Below are 16,942 nucleotides of genomic sequence, written 5' to 3'. Positions count from 1 at the left end.
CCTTGCCGAAAAGACCATTCCCTGGTTAAACGGAAGCGCTCCGGCTTCCGTTAGATCGTAATATTTATCGTATTTATATAACAGCCGAAAATTAGTATAGGCCTCAATAATCGGTGAAACAACCGAAAAATGTTAGCAAGCTAATGAGTGGCTATTAACGTTATTTTTAGTGCGAATCGTTATGTGCCAGCTCAGAGTGAGTGGTGTGATGCGTTGACTCACTCGCCTGCGACTGCATCCAATACCCCAATCCTGCGAGAGCAACGGTCGATAACATGACACTGGTGGTGGTCAGCAATGGCGTGCTGATTAACCAGGAGACCACCAGGCTTGCCAGGAAACAGAGACCCAACTGCAACGTATTCTGCAATGCTGCTGCGCGCCCGGTGGCTTGCGGGAATGGGCGCAATGCCTGAGCCACAACGATAGGGTAAATTGCACCGTTGGCGATAGCCATCACACAGAATGGGATCAGAATTTCGGTCAGCGATACAGGGTTAATAAAACTGGTCGCCCAGGTAGCGACGACGCTCAGTGCGAAGGTGAGCAATAACCAGGGTAACAGCTGTTGCCCCTGCCATTTTTGTAACGCTGCACGGCAACCGTACCCGCCAATCAGGAAGGCGATAGTTTGCGGAACATAACTGAGACCAATCACTGCGGGGCTATAACCCATTTCGCTCAGGATAAACGGCGAACCGGTTAACCATGCGAAGAAACTGGCAGAACAGGCTGCGTAAATCAGTACGTTTCCGCGATAGGCTTTCGAACGCAGCAGGGTGGTGAACGTCAGTTTATCCTGGCTATTGTCACGCGCTTTTGCGGTGGGTTTTAAACGCAGGGCTGGCAACATCAGTATCAGCGTAATCGCAAACAGCGTGGCGAAAATGGCCTGCCACGAAAAATGCGCGAGGATCCAGCTACCTAACAGCGGGGCCAGCGCAGGCGACAACCCGACCAGTGGCATAATGGTGGCAAAAATACGGTTCACTTTTTGCGAAGGGTAGTAATCCGTCACCAGCGCCTGCCAGATAACTGTGGCCGCACACACGCCAACAGCCTGAATAAAGCGCAGAACCAGCAAGCCCGTTGCACTTTCTACCCACAGCATACCCAGACTTCCCAGAGCGAAGATGGACAGGCCGAGCAATAATATGGGTTTACGACCATAACGATCGGACAGCGGGCCCCAGGCGAGCTGTGCGACGGCGAATCCGGCTAAGAACAGACTCAGACTGGCGCTGACGGCAGAGGCCGGTGTTTGCAAATCGGCCTGAATTGCAGCAAATGCCGGTAAGTACATATCCGTTGCCAGAAAACCCAGTACGCTGAGGCCAGCCAGCCAGACTAAAAACCCTTTTCCCGGTTGCATAATACAATCTCTTTTTTATCAGTAAGACATTGCCGCAGAGTGTAGGGAGTGAAATTCATGTTGTGAAACGCTAATATTTGTCTACTGAATTCAAAATTTTTGTAGGCAGAATATGTGGTCAGAATATTCACTTGAAGTTGTTGATGCTGTCGCGCGCAACGGTAGCTTCAGTTCCGCCGCTCAGGAGTTGCATCGCGTGCCCTCTGCAGTCAGCTATACCGTACGTCAACTTGAGGAGTGGCTGGCGGTGCCCTTGTTTGAACGACGCCATCGGGATGTGGAATTGACGCCCGCCGGCGCCTGGTTTTTAAAAGAAGGGCGCTCTGTTATCAAAAAAATGCAGATCACCCGTCAGCAGTGCCAACAGATTGCTAATGGCTGGCGAGGTCAGCTTTCCATTGCCGTGGACAATATTGTACGGCCAGAACGCACCCGGCAGATGATTGTTGATTTCTACCGCCATTTTGACGACGTTGAATTGGTCGTTTCTCAGGAGGTGTTCAACGGCGTCTGGGATGCGCTTTCCGATGGACGTGTGGAACTGGCCATTGGGGCGACGCAGGCGATCCCCGTTGGAGGACGCTATACCTTTCGCGATATGGGAATGTTGAGCTGGAATTGTGTGGTGGCAAGCCATCATCCCCTGGCGGCGATGCCCGGTCCTTTGAGTGATGATACGTTGCGAAACTGGCCGTCGTTGGTCCGTGAAGACACGTCACGCACCTTGCCTAAACGTATCACCTGGCTGCTGGATAACCAGAAACGGGTGATCGTACCGGATTGGGAGTCGTCAGCGACCTGTCTTTCCGCCGGATTATGTGTCGGTATGGTGCCCACGCATTTTGCAAAACCGTGGATCGACAGCGGTAAATGGGTCGCGTTAACACTGGAGAATCCATTCCCGGATGCGGCATGTTGTCTGACCTGGCAGCAAAATGACACGTCGCCCGCATTAGCCTGGCTGCTGGAATATTTAGGTGACAGCGAAACGCTGAACAAAGAGTGGTTGCGAGAACCTGAAGAGGTTCCCGCAGGGGAGGCTTAACGACGATAGTCGCGGAACGGACCATCAGCAACCGAACGACGTTCGATCAGTCGCGGGTGGACTTCAATGGACTGCGACTCTTCACGTTTGTTAACGATACGGTCTAACAGCATATTAAAGGCCGTTTCACCCAGAGAGTCCTTCGGCTGGTGAATGGTGGTCAGCGCTGGTGTGAAATAGCGCGCGTTACGCACATTGTCATAACCGATCAGCGAAATATCCTGCGGTACGCGTAAACCCATTTCGTCGGCAGCACAAAGCGCTCCCATTGCCATGATGTCACCACCGCAGAATACCGCTGTGGGGCGATGGGTCTGAGAAAGGATCTGTTGCATCGCGCGATAACCTGACTCGGGTTCAAAATCGCCTTGCACAATCCAGTTTTCCGGGACTTTTATCAGCGCTTCGTCCATCGCCTTCATAAAGCCCGCCAGGCGACCGGCCCCCGTGTTACGCTCCATCGGGCCTGGAATGACGCCGATCTCACGATGACCGCGTTCAACCAGATAACGACCGGCCATATACCCGCCTTCGAAAGCGTTATCGATGACCGTATCGGTAAAATCAGCTTTCGCTTCACCCCAATCCATAACCACCATCGGAATATGGCGATACTCTTCAAGCATAGAAAGCAGAGACTCTGGGTATTCCGAACACATCACCAGCAGACCATCCACACGCTTTTGCGCCATCATGGAGAGGTAAGCCCGCTGTTTTTCAAGATTATTCCAGGCATTGCCAAGAATCAGGGTATAGCCCTTCTGGAAGCAGTTCTTCTCAACGGCTTCAATAATCTCAGCGAAATAGGCGGCTTCACTGCTGGTTGCCAGCAGGCCGATAGATTTAGTGTGATTCACCTTCAGGCTACGGGCGACTGCACTCGGTGAGTAGTGCAATTCTTTGATAGCAGCCCAGACGGCATTGCGTGTCTCTTCTGCGACAAAACGCGTTTTGTTAATTACATGTGATACGGTTGTAGTGGAAACGTTTGCTCGCTTCGCTACATCTTTAATTGTTGCCATTACATTTCACTCCAGACCATATCCAAACTCCTGAAAATACTGTAGGTAAACGTTTGCCTTTACACACCCTTATCGCAACATCAGGGTTGCGGCACGCCGGGAAAACGACACGAAACGTCAGGAGGGGGTCAATGGCCGGTACGCTAATCAAGTAAGCGTGGAATTTTGTCTGATCTTGACGAAAAGGGGAAGAGTTAAAAGTAGTTATCAATATAAATCCTGGGAGATTTTTACATCCAGGTGTGTAAAAATGCGCAATATCACTTTTTGTGTGGAAATAAAAAGGAGCAAATTTGATGAGCACCGATCTGAAGTTTTCGTTAATCACCACCCTTATTGTCCTGGGCCTGATCGTAGCGGGTGGTCTGACCGCAGCACTGCACTGATCTACCGTGGGGGAGCGTGCTCCCCCTCATCGCTTCGCCCCTTCATTGTTACTAAATCAGCAAAAGTCTTTTGCCATTCTGTTAACTTTATTATTTTTGTGATTGATGTCATGCTTTTGGCTCTTATCGGGTGTCGCTTCGCGGCACGGTGCAGCGGAGTCGACGTATGAAAATCAATTATCCCTTACTGGCGCTTGCGATTGGCGCATTTGGTATTGGAACCACGGAATTCTCTCCGATGGGCCTGTTGCCCGTCATCGCTCATGGAGTGAATGTCTCCATTCCGGCTGCCGGGATGCTCATCAGCGCTTATGCGGTGGGTGTGATGGTGGGGGCGCCGCTGATGACCCTGTTGCTATCGCACCGCGCTCGTCGTAACGCGCTGATTTTTTTGATGGCCATTTTCACGCTGGGCAACGTCCTGTCGGCTATTTCGCCGGATTACACCACCCTGATGTTATCGCGCATTTTAACCAGCCTTAATCACGGCGCTTTTTTCGGACTGGGTTCAGTCGTGGCGGCAAGTGTGGTGCCAAAACATAAACAGGCCAGCGCCGTGGCGACGATGTTTATGGGATTAACCATCGCGAACATTGGCGGCGTGCCTGCAGCCACATGGCTTGGGGAAACCATTGGCTGGCGGATGTCCTTTTTAGCGACCGCGGGGTTGGGTGTGATTGCCATGCTCAGTTTATTCTTCTCTCTGCCGAAAGGCGGTGCAGGGGAACGACCAGAGGTTCGCAAAGAACTGGCTGTTTTGTTACGTCCACAAGTGCTTTCGGCGTTGCTTACTACCGTGCTGGGCGCGGGAGCCATGTTCACCCTCTACACTTATATTTCCCCCGTTTTGCAAAACATCGCCCATGCCACGCCAGCATTTGTGACCGTGATGCTGGTTTTGATCGGCGTTGGATTTTCGCTCGGTAACTATTTAGGCGGCAAACTGGCCGATCGTTCCGTCACCGGTACTCTGAAAGGTTTCTTACTGTTGCTGATGGTTATCATGCTGGCCATTCCTTTCCTGGCGCGAACTGATCTGGGCGCGGCAGTGAGTATGGTAGTGTGGGGTGCCGCGACATTTGCCGTCGTACCGCCTTTGCAGATGCGCGTGATGCGCGTTGCCAGTGAAGCGCCGGGGTTGTCTTCATCGGTGAATATCGGGGCATTTAATCTCGGGAATGCGTTAGGCGCGGCGGCAGGCGGCGCGGTGATTTCCGGTGGTCTGGGGTATAGCTTTGTTCCGGTGATGGGCGCTATTGTCGCGGGACTGGCGTTATTGCTGGTCTTTGTTTCAGGGAGAAGGCAACCAGAAACGGCATATGTCGCCCGCTCATCGATGGAGTGAAAAGTAAAAACGCAGAAGGGATACCTTCTGCGTTGTCTTAATTACGCTGCGAAGTTCTTCGCAACGAATTCCCAGTTTACCAGCGCCCAGAAATGCTCCAGGTAGCCAGGACGGGCATTACGGTAGTCGATGTAGTAAGCATGTTCCCACACGTCAACGGTCATCAGCGGGGTGGCATCCGTAGTCAGCGGAGTACCCGCGTTGGACGTAGAAACGATAGCCAGTTTTCCATCAGTCCCTTTTACCAGCCAGGTCCAGCCTGAACCGAAGTTTTTAATCGCAGCATCGGTGAATTGCGCTTTGAATGCAGCAAAGCTTCCGAAGGATGCGGCGATCGCGTCAGCCAGTTTACCGTTTGGTTCGCCGCCTGCGTTTGGTGCCAGACAGTTCCAGTAGAACGTGTGGTTCCAGACCTGTGCAGCGTTATTGAATACGCCGCCTTCTGAACTACGTACGATCTCTTCCAGCGATTTACCTTCAAAGGCGGTACCTTTGATCAGGTTGTTGAGATTCGTCACATAGGTTTGATGATGTTTGCCGTAGTGGTATTCCAGTGTTTCGGCAGAAATATGGGGTGCCAGCGCATCTTTGGCATACGGTAATGCAGGTAATTCGAACGACATTGCTTCTCTCCTTATTATTAATATTGGGTACGTACAATAGCCTCAAAGTACGTAAGGATAGGGTAGCAAATTGAAAGGTGATGCAAAAGAAGAACTTACCCTGTTGCGTAAACAACAGGGTAAGAGATTAACGAATGGTTTTTGGCGTCATGACACGGCGGGCGCCGACATAGTGGCGTTGCCAGTAATCTTCGCTCAGTGAGGTTATCTGAATTTCCTGCCCCGAACGCGGAGACTGGATAAATTTGCCATTGCCGACATACACGCCGACGTGATCCGCCGTACCGCGCCCCTGAGTTCGGAAGAAGACCAGATCGCCATTCATCAGTTCATCACGCTCAATCGGTGAGGCATCGCGTAGGTGGTACATTTCATTTGCCGTACGAGGAATACGGAACTTCACCAGATCTTTGTAGGCATAATAGACCAGACCGCTGCAATCAAAACCGGTACGTGGCGAGGTGCCACCCCAGTGATACGGTTTGCCAATCTGATTCATCAACGTGGACATCGCTGTTTTAGTCGCTTTCTGTACTCTGACCTTATGCGCATCGGCAAGCGAAACAGGCGTGGTATCTTTCACTTTCACACAATGCGGCTTACGACCTTTGCGTGGCGTGCATTTTTCGCTGAAAGTGACGGCGGCTGTTTTTGCCGTCGTTGGGGAGACCCGACGATTTGCGCTTTTGCTGGTTTTCGTTGGTGAGGTCGCGCGCTTTTTGGATGAGGAGGCGGTTTTGACGCTGGATTTGCTGACGGCTTTTTTGACGGTTTTCTGACTGGTTTTGGTTGTTTTTTTACTGGTCGTCGCGTTTTTATGTTTATCCGCAGTTTTTGCCACATGGGAAACAGCAGACGTCTCCCTGGCTTGCCGGGAGGCATCCGCCGGAGAGGTGAATGAGAGTGTCGAAAAAAGTAAAGCACAGAGCGTGATCGAGATTCGGTTTATCCGCGCCACTGAGCAATCCCCTGGTTAATGGCAGGCTGTTATCATGCCTGCGTGTGATTTACAAAACCTGTCGATTCTAATCCATAAAAGCACAGAAAGTTAACCGCTTTTATCATCGAAAACCCTATTTCGTAAGCGACTGCAAAAAAAATCAACAGCTCGTGCTAAAAAGGGTCACCGGAGAGTCTATGGCGTGTTGTTTTACAGGATAAGAAATATAGAGAATGCAACTTATCGTGTCAGGGGATAAAATAATAAAGCGTAATGAAAATGTTATTTTCCGTTGCCAGCCTGACCCGCTACAATGTCAGACTACTGCCGTAAAAGAAGTTAAAGGAAGCAAGACAATGAGCACCACTATCGAAAAAATCCAGCGCCAGATCGCTGAAAACCCGATTCTCCTGTACATGAAAGGTTCTCCAAAACTGCCTAGCTGCGGTTTCTCTGCACAGGCTGTCCAGGCGTTGTCTGCCTGTGGCGAACGTTTTGCCTATGTTGATATCCTGCAGAATCCGGATATTCGCGCAGAATTACCGAAATACGCAAACTGGCCAACCTTCCCGCAACTGTGGGTTGATGGTGAACTGGTTGGCGGCTGTGATATTTTGATCGAAATGTATCAGCGCGGCGAGTTGCAGCAACTGATTAAAGAAACTGCGGCAAAATACAAAACCGAAGAACCTGATGCTGAGTAATCAGCGGAAATAAAAAAAGCGACCATTTTCTGGTCGCTTTTTTTATGGGTTGTTCCGCCAGAGAAACGCGATTAAGCCTCTTCCGGCAGAGGTAGCGGCCATCCGCCAAGGCGTTTCCAGCGATTAACGATTTCGCAAAACAGGATGGCAGTGCGTTCGGTGTCATAGAGGGCGGAGTGCGCCTGGGTGCCATCAAACTCCATACCTGCCGCCAGACAGGCTTTTGACAACACCGTTTGCCCCAGGGCCAGACCGCTGAGTGCTGCGGTATCGAAGGTTACGAAGGGGTGGAACGGATTACGCTTCAACGATGCGCGTTCTGCTGCTGCCATCATAAAGCTGTGATCGAAGGTGGCGTTATGGGCAACCATGATAGCCCGGTTGCAACCGCTGTCTTTGATGCCTTTACGCACCATTTTGAAGATGGCGTGCAATGCGTCGTACTCGCTGACAGCACCGCGCAGTGGATTCGACGGATCGATACCGTTAAAGGCGAGCGCTTCAGGTTGTAAGTTTGCCCCTTCAAACGGTTCGACATGGAAATGCAGCGTCGTGTCCGGCATCAACCAGCCTTGTTCATCCATTTTCAGTGTGATGGCGGCGATTTCAAGCAGCGCATCGGTTTTGGCGTTAAACCCGGCCGTTTCGACATCGATCACGACAGGATAAAAACCACGAAAACGGTCACACAGACCGGAAAGTTGAGCGTTATCGGACATCAGGGTCTCTTAATACAGAAAAATTGCAGCGCGCATTATGCCAAATTTTGTTGCTAACGGGAATGGTAAAGCGGGATATCGACACCCCGTATACTATGTTGAGGTCCTATCAGACTGCCTGTGGGAACCCTCAGACAACACTATTGTCGACGGGAAAGTTTCTGCGTCGGTTGTCTATGAATTGTCCTACCAATAATGGCTTCTGGATAAGATAAAGGGGCGCAGAGACCCTGCGCCCGGCAGGCATTAGTTACCCAGACCGCGACCGGCGTCTTTCTCTTCGATCAGTTCGATTTTGTAACCATCTGGATCTTCAACAAACGCAATCACTGTGGTGCCGCCTTTGACCGGGCCAGCTTCACGGGTGACGTTGCCGCCATTCTGGCGAATGCGCTCGCAGGCTTCGGCGGCGTTATCCACGCTCAGGGCAATATGACCGTAAGCAGTACCCAGTTCGTATTTATCCACGCCCCAGTTATAGGTCAGCTCAATCACCGCTTCATCACGCTCTTCACCGTAACCAACGAACGCCAGAGAGTATTTGTATTCGGTGTTTTCGCTGGTGCGCAGCAGCTTCATGCCCAACACTTTCGTGTAAAAATCAATGGAACGTTGCAGATCGCCGACGCGTAACATGGTATGCAGTAAACGCATTGTTATTCCTCTTTAAAATGGTCAATACATTCAAAATGTTGTTTTAGTATAGCGGCGATTTTACGCCGCTATCAATGAAGGAATACCGAAGGTGGGATCAGAGAGTAGGGTAATCGGTATAGCCTTCCGCGCCACCGCCATAAAAACTTTCACTGCGCTGTGGGTTGAGTTCGGCTTTACGTTGCAAACGCGCAACCAGATCCGGATTGGCGATATACGCACGACCAAATGCCACGGCATCGATCAACCCTTTCGCCATCAGATCCTCGGCTTTTTCAGGTGTATAAGCGCCTGCGCCGATGATCGGGCCGTGGAAACGCGCACGGACTTTTTCACGGAATGCCTCGCTGTATGGCTGACCACCCGCCCAGTCCGGCTCGGACATATGCAGATAAGCAATACCGCGTTTGCCCAGTTGTTCAATCAGATATAACGCGTCGGCCTCTTCGTTCGGGCCGTTATCCACATTCTGGAAAGAGCCTATTGGCGACACGCGGATACCAATGCGATCCGCTCCCCATTCCTGAATACCGGCATCCACCACTTCCAGCACCAGACGCGCCCGGTTTTCTACGCTACCGCCATATTGATCGGTACGGTGGTTTGAGGTCGGGGAGAGAAATTGGTGGAGCAGATAACCGTGGGCCGAATGCAGCTCCACCAGATCAAATCCGGCTTCACGCGCGTTCGCAATCGCCTGGCGGAAATCGTTCACAATACCCGGAATTTCTTCGGTTTCCAGCGCGCGCGGCATTGAGGTGTCTACGCGGATCGCCTGGCCGTTTTCATCGCGCAGAGAGGTACGGGTATTGGCGCTAATGGCTGACGCTGATACTGGCGCCTGGCCATTTGGCTGAAGGCTGGAATGAGAGATACGCCCGGTGTGCCAAAGTTGAACGGCAATATGACCTTGCTCAGCGTGAACGCCGGCAGTGATTTTTTTCCATGCCGCAATCTGTTCCGGGCTGTGTAGCCCTGGAGCGCCAGCGTAACCTTTCGCCTGGGCAGAAATCTGTGTGGCTTCAGAGATTATCAATCCAGAACTTGCGCGTTGACGATAATACTCCGCCATTAACGGTGTCGGAATATCACCAGGTTCAATACTGCGCAAGCGTGTAAGAGGGGCCATAAATACGCGGTTTGCAGCGGTGATGGCACCGACTTTCAGCGGGGTAAATAATTTTTCGGATGACATGGTGGATGACTCCTGAGTAGACCGGTCGTCTAGTGATAAAGTAAATAAAAACGCCTGTTAAACGGCAGGCGTTGCAACGATGGTTTTTACATGCGCCAGCGCGCTTTCCAGCGGTGCGGCGCTACGCGAAATTTTGGCTTGCAAATTCGCCCCTAACCACAGCGCATAAAGCACCTGCGCCTGCTGCAGAGGTTCACCGACAAACGACAAACAGTGACTATCACGCCCTTTTTCCAGCGCTTGCGCCAGCAGTGCAATAATGTGCCGTGCGCCTTTGTCCATCGCGGTGCGCATATCTTCCGAAAGATCGCACACTTCAGCGGAAAGTTTAACGGTTAGACAACCGCTAATACTGCCTTGCTGGCAAAACTGGTTCAGGGTTTCCTGATAGTACGCCAGTACCCGGTCGCGATAATTTCCCGCTCCGGATTCCAGTAGCGTCGCCAGACGCAAATGGTACGCCGCATAATGACGTTCCAGCATCGCGACGCCAAACGCTTCTTTAGAGCGGAAATAATGATAAAACGAACCCTTAGGCACTTCGGCGGTTTTCAGCAGTTCGCTCAACCCCATTCCGGTAAAGCCTTTCTGCATGCAAAGCTTTTCGCCAGTTGCCAGAAGATGTTCGCGTGTGTCATGTTCAGTCTGCTTGTTCATGGGAAAAGAGTGTAATAGACCAGTCGGTCTAATGCAACAAGAGTTGCCAGAATTTCGGTTAGCGTCTTCAATTGTCATATACAGGTCATTCTTCCGGCGGAGCGCCGCAACAGGAAGCAGGGTGTGTATGACCACTTATTTAAGGAGGGGATGTGGCTGAGCAGTTGGAGTTTTTTCCCGTCCAGAGCCCGTGTCGCGGTATCTGTCAGTCGGATGAACGTGGGTTTTGTCGTGGATGTCTGCGCAGCCGGGATGAGCGTTTTAACTGGCAAAAAATGAGCGACAGCGAAAAACAAGACGTGTTGCGCTTATGCCGTCAGCGTCTGATGCGCAGATTGCGTGCAAACAAATCCGCCCCCCAGGAAGATCCGCAACAACCTTCACTCTTTTAAAAGCGTAATTGCGTATACTCAAAACCTGTCTATTGATGAGGAAGCAGTTATGGTTCAGCGTGTCACAATTGCGCCGCAAGGTCCGGAGTTTTCCCGCTTTGTTATGGGCTACTGGCGTTTGATGGACTGGAATATGTCTGCGCGTCAGTTGGTGAGTTTCATTGAAGAGCATCTTGAATTAGGCGTTACCACGGTTGACCATGCGGATATTTATGGTGGTTACCAGTGTGAAGCAGCATTTGGCGAAGCCATGAAGCTGGCGCCACATCTGCGCGAACGCATGCAAATTGTCACTAAGTGTGGTATTGCCACTACCGCCCGGGCAGAAAACACGCTCGGTCACTACATTACCGACAGCGACCATATTATTGCTAGTGCGGAACAGTCGCTGAAAAATCTGGCAACGGACCATCTTGACCTGCTGTTGATTCATCGCCCCGATCCGTTGATGGATGCCGATGATGTCGCGCAAGCGTTCAAACAGTTGCACAAAAGTGGAAAAGTCAGCCACTTTGGGGTGTCGAACTTCACCCCAGCACAGTTCTCGTTGTTGCAGTCACGCCTGCCGTTCACCCTTGCGACAAACCAGGTGGAGATCTCGCCTGTTCACCAGCCGCTGTTATTGGATGGTACGCTCGATCAGCTCCAGCAACTGCGCATTCGCCCTATGGCCTGGTCTTGCCTCGGCGGTGGACGCCTGTTTAATGATGAGCAATTCCAGCCGCTGCGTAATGAACTTGCCACGGTTGCGGAAGAGCTCAATGCGCAATCCATTGAGCAGGTGGTATATGCGTGGATTTTGCGACTGCCCTCGCAGCCATTGCCTATTATCGGTTCCGGGAAAATTGAGCGGGTGCGTTCAGCGATTGAAGCCGAATCATTGAATATGTCGCGCCAGCAATGGTTCCGTATCCGCAAAGCTGCTCTCGGTTACGACGTGCCATAACGAACATACGGACTTTACGCTCAATATTATTTCGCTGGTTTACACTTAACGGGGAGATAAATTGACGGAGGTCTTATGAAACGTGTGAGTCTGGCAATGTTGACGCTGTTGGTTTGTGCGGGTGCGCAAGCCAACAGTGAAAAAGTAGAAATGAATCTGGTGACATCGCAGGGCGTCGGACAAGCGATTGGCACGGTCACTATCACAGAAACCGATAAAGGTCTGCAATTTACCCCCGATCTCAAAGCGTTGCCAGCGGGAGAACATGGCTTCCATGTCCATACCAACGGCAGCTGCGAGCCCGCAATGAAAGAAGGTAAAGCCTCCGCCGCTGAGGCCGCAGGAGGACATCTCGATCCCCACAAAACCGGCAAGCATGAAGGTCCCAATGGCGCAGGACATATGGGCGACTTGCCCCTGTTAGTGGTGAATAGCGATGGTACGGCGACAACCCCGGTCATCGCTCCGCGACTCACCTCCCTTAGTGATGTTAAAAACAAGGCGCTGATGATCCATGTTGGCGGCGATAACATGTCCGATCAGCCAAAACCGCTGGGCGGTGGCGGGGCGCGTTATGCCTGTGGCGTAATCAAATAATCAGGATGTCAGCGTACCCTGTGGTGGCGCTTGCTCTAACTGTGAAAGTGAACAGTGAAGTCGCCAGATAAGCGCCGCCAGCTCTTGCGCCGCAGGTTGATGATGGTGCGCGAGCGTGTCGCAGATGCGCTGCAATTCCAGTAATGTGGTCGCGAGTGAGCGTTGTTGAACGCCGCGCTCGCTCATCACGCCATGCAATAACGAAATGCAAATATCTCTTACCTGCGAAAGTGGGTCTGAACGTGCCTCCCAGGCGCGTAATTGCCACACAACATGCGAACAGTTCAGCAATACCACTCCCCATCGTAATAACCAACGTCTCGCTAATGCATCCTGGCTGCTGCTGAGTTGGCTAACGTGGTGATACGTCAGGGATTCAAATTCATGCTCGCTCAGAGAGGGATAACGACTGAGCTGATCCACAAAATCCCTGCGTAATGCGCGAATGTGACGTCGGCTTTTCCTGGCGTCTGAGCTGGGACGTAGAATGGCGAATGCCAGCCAGGAGAGGGCAACACCGACTATCTTGGCGGTGTTATCGTTTAAAAAATCAGCCAGATCGTAAACCGGCGGGTTGGTGACGGCGATAAACGACCCCATAAACACAATGAGTTGCCCCCAAAGTCCCGCCAGCTTTGGCATTTGTAACTTCAGTAGCTGCATCGTTGTGAGCAGCGGGAACAGGAATAACAGGAACTGCCAGAGTTCGGTGATTTGTACCATCAGCCCAAATTTGACGACGAAACTGAACAGCGACAACAGAATAAGCGTGCGCATCAGCAGAGAGAGTGATTTGAAAGGGGTCGCAACGGCGGAATAGAGTACGCAACTGATGGCCGCCAGCGTTAAGGCGTTTGAGCCAGACTCCCATTGCGCGCCAATGCTCCATGCGCCAATCACCATCAATGTGCAAAAAGTCCGTAGGCCACTCCAGATGGCTTCCGCGTTGTCGGTGTGACGCGCAAGTCCTGGGCTGCGCTTCACGTTTATCTGCTCAACCGAAGCGCCATTCTCCAGCAAATTTAAGCGATGGCTACTTTGTAAGTAGACCCGGCAGAAATAACGTAAACGCTGCCAAAATGCGACGTGGCGATAATCCTGGCAGTCCAAAGGGCGCAATGGGGCAATAATCCGCGCCACGGTGTAACTGTCCGTCTGCGGTTTGGCGAGCGTGACCAGAAGCGTTTCAATCACCTCCTGCAGATGCGCTGGTGGGTGGGGCCAGTTCAGTAAGATCCTGCGAAGGCTCGAGATGACGCTGGTCAGGCGCAGTTGCTGGTGCAGCAGGGAATTGAGCAAGGCATTCTGGCGACGAAAGCGATAATGGCTCCAGAAGGCCTGAATACGTAACAAATTCATCGTCAGAATTTGACCAATCACCCCTTCGTGGGCGGAACGAATAGCGTCAGTTGTCTCGGGTCGCCAGAGTTGGCTGGCATGTTCCAGCAATCGCGCGTGCATGTTTTTTAACGCAGTGAGTAATGCGGTGCCGTCAGAGGTACTGGGCAAGATCATCATCATCATCGCCCCACAAAGAATACCCACAATCACTTCACAAACGCGGGCCTGAGCAATATCCCATAACTGGGTGATTTCGCTAATGTTGACCATTGGAAAGGCGATGATGGCGGCCGTATATCCCGCCAACTGAAACGCATAGGCCACATTGTTGGTGAAGTGCGCGCAGGCCCAGGTACAAAAGCCAATCCAGGCCGCCATACTCATCAGAAAGAGCCAGGGCTCGTTGAGGGTATGTCCCGCCAGGATCAGGGCAGCCGCTGCGCCAAGTAAACTCCCGGCGATACGCCCGAGACTTTTGCTGATAACGCCGCCCACCGTCGGAAAACTCACAACAGCAGCAGAGGTCATCGCCCAGTAGGGTTCATCCAGGTTCAGATAATAGGCGAATGTTAGCGCCAGACACATGGCAATGGTGTTACGTAAGGCATAGCGCCACTGCCCCGATGTCGCTTTAAACCAGGGGGCGTTGTGCAACACCTGATGAAAGCGTTTCATTAGCGCTGATCCGCAATCGCCACGCTGCAGGTGGTGCCCGACACCAGCGTGATGTCATGCGGCAACGCGTTAAATTCAATACGTACCGGGACGCGCTGTGCCAGGCGAACCCACGGAACATTGGGTTTGATATCAGGCACCAGCCCAGAATCACTTTCCACGCTTTGATCGTAGATGGCCCGGCCAATACTGGATACGTGACCCTGTAACTTTACATTGCCGCTGTACAACGTGATTTGTGCCGGAGCGCCTTCACGGATATGGCGTAATTTGGTTTCCTCAAAATACCCCATCACATAAAATGAGTGACTGTCGACAAGCGCGAACAGGGGCTTTCCGGTGGCGGCATAATCGCCCGTGCGGGTCGAAAGATTGGTGACCCAGCCTGCGACAGGCGCTTTGACTTCCGTCTGGGTGAGTTGCCATTGCGCTTGTTTCAGGGTTGCTCTGGCGACTTCGACACTGGCCTGCATGGCTTTAACGTTCAGATTCGCCGTGTCCATATCCTCAGCAGAGATATAGTTTTGTGATAAATGCCGGCGGCGATTTGCCTCATTATTGGCTTTTGCGAGGTCGGACTGCGCTTTCGCAAGCTGTGCCTGTGCGTTAAGTTCAGCAATATGGAATGGGGTCTTGTCGATGGTAAAGAGGAGATCGCCTGCATTGACGAACTGATTATCTTTAACGTTGAGTTGAATAATGCTTCCGGAGACCTGGGGCGTCACGCTCACCTGTTCTGCCCGGACTTTGCCATCACGCGTCCACGGCGACTGCATGTAATAATTCCACAGCCACCAGCCGGCCAGCACGGCAATAGCGGCAACCCCAATTGTTGAGAAGTATTTAATGGTTTTCAAAGACATAATTACCACACAATCAGCAAGATAAGGCTCAGGCAGACGCAAAGTGTAAAAAGAGAGAGGTCCATCAACAGGGGATGCCAGATTTCACCTGAGTAAATCCAGTCGCGTAAAAGGCGATGGCAAATCAACCAGATGACAAATGCCAGCGCGAATGCTTTAAACAGGGGAGGAAAATAAACTGATGCGCCGAACACCAGATCTTGTAAAGGCAATCCTGTAGCGTTGAACATGAATGTCACAAGCACTATTCCTTTGCGTTGGAAAGCGTGGCTTTAAGGTTAATACAGCGCGGGGCAAGACATGTTTTTCGCGCATAATGTCTGAAAAAATGTCTACCCGTAAGCAAATTTAGCAATACATTTGTTTTGAGAATATAAATGCTGCACACTATTCTAAAATCAGCATAATAACTTAGCAAGCTAATTATAAGGAGATGAAATTGGAATCGCCACTAGGTTCTGATCTGGCACGGTTGGTGCGCATTTGGCGTGCTCTGATTGACCATCGACTGAAACCTCTGGAGTTGACGCAGACACACTGGGTAACGCTGCACAACATACATCAACTGCCGCCGGAGCAGTCGCAAATACAACTGGCGAAGGCGATCGGTATTGAGCAGCCTTCGCTGGTACGTACGTTGGATCAGCTCGAAGAGAAAGGGCTAATTTCGCGACAAACATGCGCAAGCGATCGTCGCGCTAAACGTATAAAGCTCACGGAAAAAGCCGCGCCGCTTATTACTGAAATGGAAGCTGTGATCAATAAGACACGTGGGGAGATCCTTGAAGGGATTTCTCCGCAGGAAATTGAGATTTTAATCAAGCTGGTTGCTAAACTTGAGCACAATATTATCGAGTTGCAATCGCAGGATTAACACGGGAAGAGGTATGTGTGACCGGAGCAGGCCACACATACTTGTCTTACTACACGCGGTATTAGCGCATTCAATCAACCCAAATTATTCAGGGTAGCGGATCGGTTAGCGCGGAGACACGGTAACCTGACTGCCGTTACTGGCCAGTACAACGCGCTGACCTGCAGAGAACGTGGTGCTGCCTTGTTTCTGAACAACCATGATGGTGTTGCCGTCATCTTTACGGATTTCCAGCTCCACACCCTGCGTTTTGTTAATTGCACCCTGTACACTTTGACCAGCAACGCCACCGGCTACTGCACCCGCCGCGGTTGCCAGAGAGCGTCCGGTACCGCCACCGACGGTGTTACCGATGAAACCACCCAATACCGCACCGCCAATAGCGCCGATGACGTTTGAATCATCACCACCCTGAATTTGAACCGGACGAGCATTCACAATAGTCCCGTACGTGACATTCTGAACTTGTTTTGCTTCAGATGCGGTATAGACATCCCCGGAAAGGCTATCGGTGTTAGTACAGCCTGCCAAAGATAACCCCATCATTGAAACGATCAGCACACGTTTAATCATTTATAAATCTCCTGTTCAC

19 protein-coding genes and 1 pseudogene are annotated in these 16,942 nt (G+C 51.6%); 8 read left to right on the top strand and 12 right to left on the bottom strand.

The annotated features are described in order from the left end of the window. Positions 1 to 166: 166 nt before the first annotated feature. Positions 167 to 1,372 carry a purine nucleoside transporter PunC gene (gene punC, locus CJP72_RS08515; protein ID WP_162380438.1) on the bottom strand — a complete coding sequence of 402 codons (1,206 nt, stop codon included), beginning with the start codon at positions 1,370 to 1,372 and terminating at the stop codon, positions 167 to 169. A gap of 112 nt (positions 1,373 to 1,484) precedes the next feature. Between punC and punR the strand changes: the two genes are divergently transcribed. Next, the gene (gene punR / locus CJP72_RS08510) at positions 1,485 to 2,417 is read left to right on the top strand and encodes a DNA-binding transcriptional activator PunR (protein ID WP_162380437.1); all 933 of its coding nucleotides are present in this window, start codon (positions 1,485 to 1,487) and stop codon (positions 2,415 to 2,417) included. On the opposite strand, the gene purR is transcribed toward punR, so the two are convergent. Further along, the gene (gene purR, locus CJP72_RS08505) at positions 2,414 to 3,439 is read right to left on the bottom strand and encodes an HTH-type transcriptional repressor PurR (protein ID WP_162380436.1); all 1,026 of its coding nucleotides are present in this window, start codon (positions 3,437 to 3,439) and stop codon (positions 2,414 to 2,416) included. The genes punR and purR overlap by 4 nt on opposite strands. A gap of 296 nt (positions 3,440 to 3,735) precedes the next feature. Here purR and cydH point away from each other — a divergent pair, with 296 nt between their 5' ends. Both cydH and CJP72_RS08495 read left to right on the top strand, forming a co-directional pair. Then, a complete protein-coding gene (gene cydH / locus CJP72_RS08500) occupies positions 3,736 to 3,825 on the top strand; it encodes a cytochrome bd-I oxidase subunit CydH (protein ID WP_000102276.1) in 90 nt (29 codons plus the stop codon). Between the two features lie 166 nt (positions 3,826 to 3,991). Continuing rightward, positions 3,992 to 5,170 carry an MFS transporter gene (locus CJP72_RS08495; protein WP_162380435.1) on the top strand — a complete coding sequence of 393 codons (1,179 nt, stop codon included), beginning with the start codon at positions 3,992 to 3,994 and terminating at the stop codon, positions 5,168 to 5,170. Between the two features lie 41 nt (positions 5,171 to 5,211). Here CJP72_RS08495 and sodB read toward each other — a convergent pair whose 3' ends face one another. Together sodB and CJP72_RS08485 are read right to left on the bottom strand one after the other, a co-directional pair. Next, on the bottom strand, positions 5,212 to 5,793 hold the full coding sequence (gene sodB / locus CJP72_RS08490) for a superoxide dismutase [Fe] (protein WP_162380434.1): 582 nt from the start codon (positions 5,791 to 5,793) through the stop codon (positions 5,212 to 5,214). A gap of 127 nt (positions 5,794 to 5,920) precedes the next feature. Then, the gene (locus CJP72_RS08485; protein ID WP_162380433.1) at positions 5,921 to 6,751 is read right to left on the bottom strand and encodes an NlpC/P60 family protein; all 831 of its coding nucleotides are present in this window, start codon (positions 6,749 to 6,751) and stop codon (positions 5,921 to 5,923) included. A gap of 338 nt (positions 6,752 to 7,089) precedes the next feature. Here CJP72_RS08485 and grxD point away from each other — a divergent pair, with 338 nt between their 5' ends. Next, on the top strand, positions 7,090 to 7,437 hold the full coding sequence (gene grxD, locus CJP72_RS08480) for a monothiol glutaredoxin 4 (protein ID WP_003832760.1): 348 nt from the start codon (positions 7,090 to 7,092) through the stop codon (positions 7,435 to 7,437). A 71-nt stretch (positions 7,438 to 7,508) separates the two neighbouring features. Here the strand turns inward: grxD and rnt are convergent, their stop codons facing one another. The 4 genes from rnt to CJP72_RS08460 all read right to left on the bottom strand — a co-directional run bounded on the left by rnt (position 7,509) and on the right by CJP72_RS08460 (position 10,662). Then, positions 7,509 to 8,156 carry a ribonuclease T gene (rnt, locus tag CJP72_RS08475; RefSeq protein ID WP_162380432.1) on the bottom strand — a complete coding sequence of 216 codons (648 nt, stop codon included), beginning with the start codon at positions 8,154 to 8,156 and terminating at the stop codon, positions 7,509 to 7,511. Positions 8,157 to 8,402: 246 nt separating this feature from the next. Further along, entirely contained in the window at positions 8,403 to 8,810 is a 408-nt protein-coding gene (gene gloA, locus CJP72_RS08470; protein ID WP_162380431.1) for a lactoylglutathione lyase, read from the bottom strand. Positions 8,811 to 8,907: 97 nt separating this feature from the next. Continuing rightward, a complete protein-coding gene (gene nemA / locus CJP72_RS08465; RefSeq protein WP_162380430.1) occupies positions 8,908 to 10,005 on the bottom strand; it encodes an alkene reductase in 1,098 nt (365 codons plus the stop codon). Positions 10,006 to 10,062: 57 nt separating this feature from the next. Further along, entirely contained in the window at positions 10,063 to 10,662 is a 600-nt protein-coding gene (locus CJP72_RS08460; protein WP_162380429.1) for a TetR/AcrR family transcriptional regulator, read from the bottom strand. A 152-nt stretch (positions 10,663 to 10,814) separates the two neighbouring features. Here CJP72_RS08460 and CJP72_RS08455 point away from each other — a divergent pair, with 152 nt between their 5' ends. From CJP72_RS08455 to sodC, 3 genes are all read left to right on the top strand, one after another. Continuing rightward, complete coding sequence (locus CJP72_RS08455; RefSeq protein WP_162380428.1) at positions 10,815 to 11,054, top strand: DUF1289 domain-containing protein; 240 nt, start codon at positions 10,815 to 10,817, stop codon at positions 11,052 to 11,054. Between the two features lie 49 nt (positions 11,055 to 11,103). Next, positions 11,104 to 12,000 (top strand): aldo/keto reductase, encoded by an 897-nt coding sequence (locus tag CJP72_RS08450; protein ID WP_162380427.1) that lies wholly within the window; start codon positions 11,104 to 11,106, stop codon positions 11,998 to 12,000. Positions 12,001 to 12,075: 75 nt separating this feature from the next. Further along, positions 12,076 to 12,597, top strand: a complete 522-nt coding sequence (gene sodC, locus CJP72_RS08445) for a superoxide dismutase [Cu-Zn] SodC (protein ID WP_162380426.1) — start codon at positions 12,076 to 12,078, stop codon at positions 12,595 to 12,597. Here sodC and CJP72_RS08440 read toward each other — a convergent pair. From CJP72_RS08440 to CJP72_RS08430, 3 genes and pseudogenes are all read right to left on the bottom strand, one after another. Then, positions 12,573 to 14,613: pseudogene (locus tag CJP72_RS08440) on the bottom strand (FUSC family protein). The gene sodC and the pseudogene CJP72_RS08440 sit on opposite strands and share 25 nt — an antisense overlap. Continuing rightward, complete coding sequence (locus tag CJP72_RS08435; protein ID WP_162380424.1) at positions 14,613 to 15,476, bottom strand: efflux RND transporter periplasmic adaptor subunit; 864 nt, start codon at positions 15,474 to 15,476, stop codon at positions 14,613 to 14,615. The pseudogene CJP72_RS08440 and the gene CJP72_RS08435 overlap by 1 nt, the downstream one beginning before the upstream one ends. Before the next feature lie 2 nt (positions 15,477 to 15,478). Next, on the bottom strand, positions 15,479 to 15,715 hold the full coding sequence (locus tag CJP72_RS08430; protein WP_162380423.1) for a DUF1656 domain-containing protein: 237 nt from the start codon (positions 15,713 to 15,715) through the stop codon (positions 15,479 to 15,481). A gap of 194 nt (positions 15,716 to 15,909) precedes the next feature. Here CJP72_RS08430 and slyA point away from each other — a divergent pair, with 194 nt between their 5' ends. Next, positions 15,910 to 16,350 (top strand): transcriptional regulator SlyA, encoded by a 441-nt coding sequence (gene slyA, locus CJP72_RS08425; protein ID WP_162380422.1) that lies wholly within the window; start codon positions 15,910 to 15,912, stop codon positions 16,348 to 16,350. A gap of 105 nt (positions 16,351 to 16,455) precedes the next feature. Here the strand turns inward: slyA and slyB are convergent, their stop codons facing one another. Then, on the bottom strand, positions 16,456 to 16,923 hold the full coding sequence (gene slyB, locus CJP72_RS08420) for an outer membrane lipoprotein SlyB (RefSeq protein ID WP_162380421.1): 468 nt from the start codon (positions 16,921 to 16,923) through the stop codon (positions 16,456 to 16,458). Positions 16,924 to 16,942: the final 19 nt, after the last annotated feature.

The organism is Citrobacter sp. NCU1 (assembly GCF_010231475.1).
Classification (GTDB): Bacteria; Pseudomonadota; Gammaproteobacteria; order Enterobacterales; family Enterobacteriaceae; genus Citrobacter_D.
Note: the sequence above shows the minus strand (reverse complement) of the source record. Positions and strands in the feature narration are given on the sequence as shown.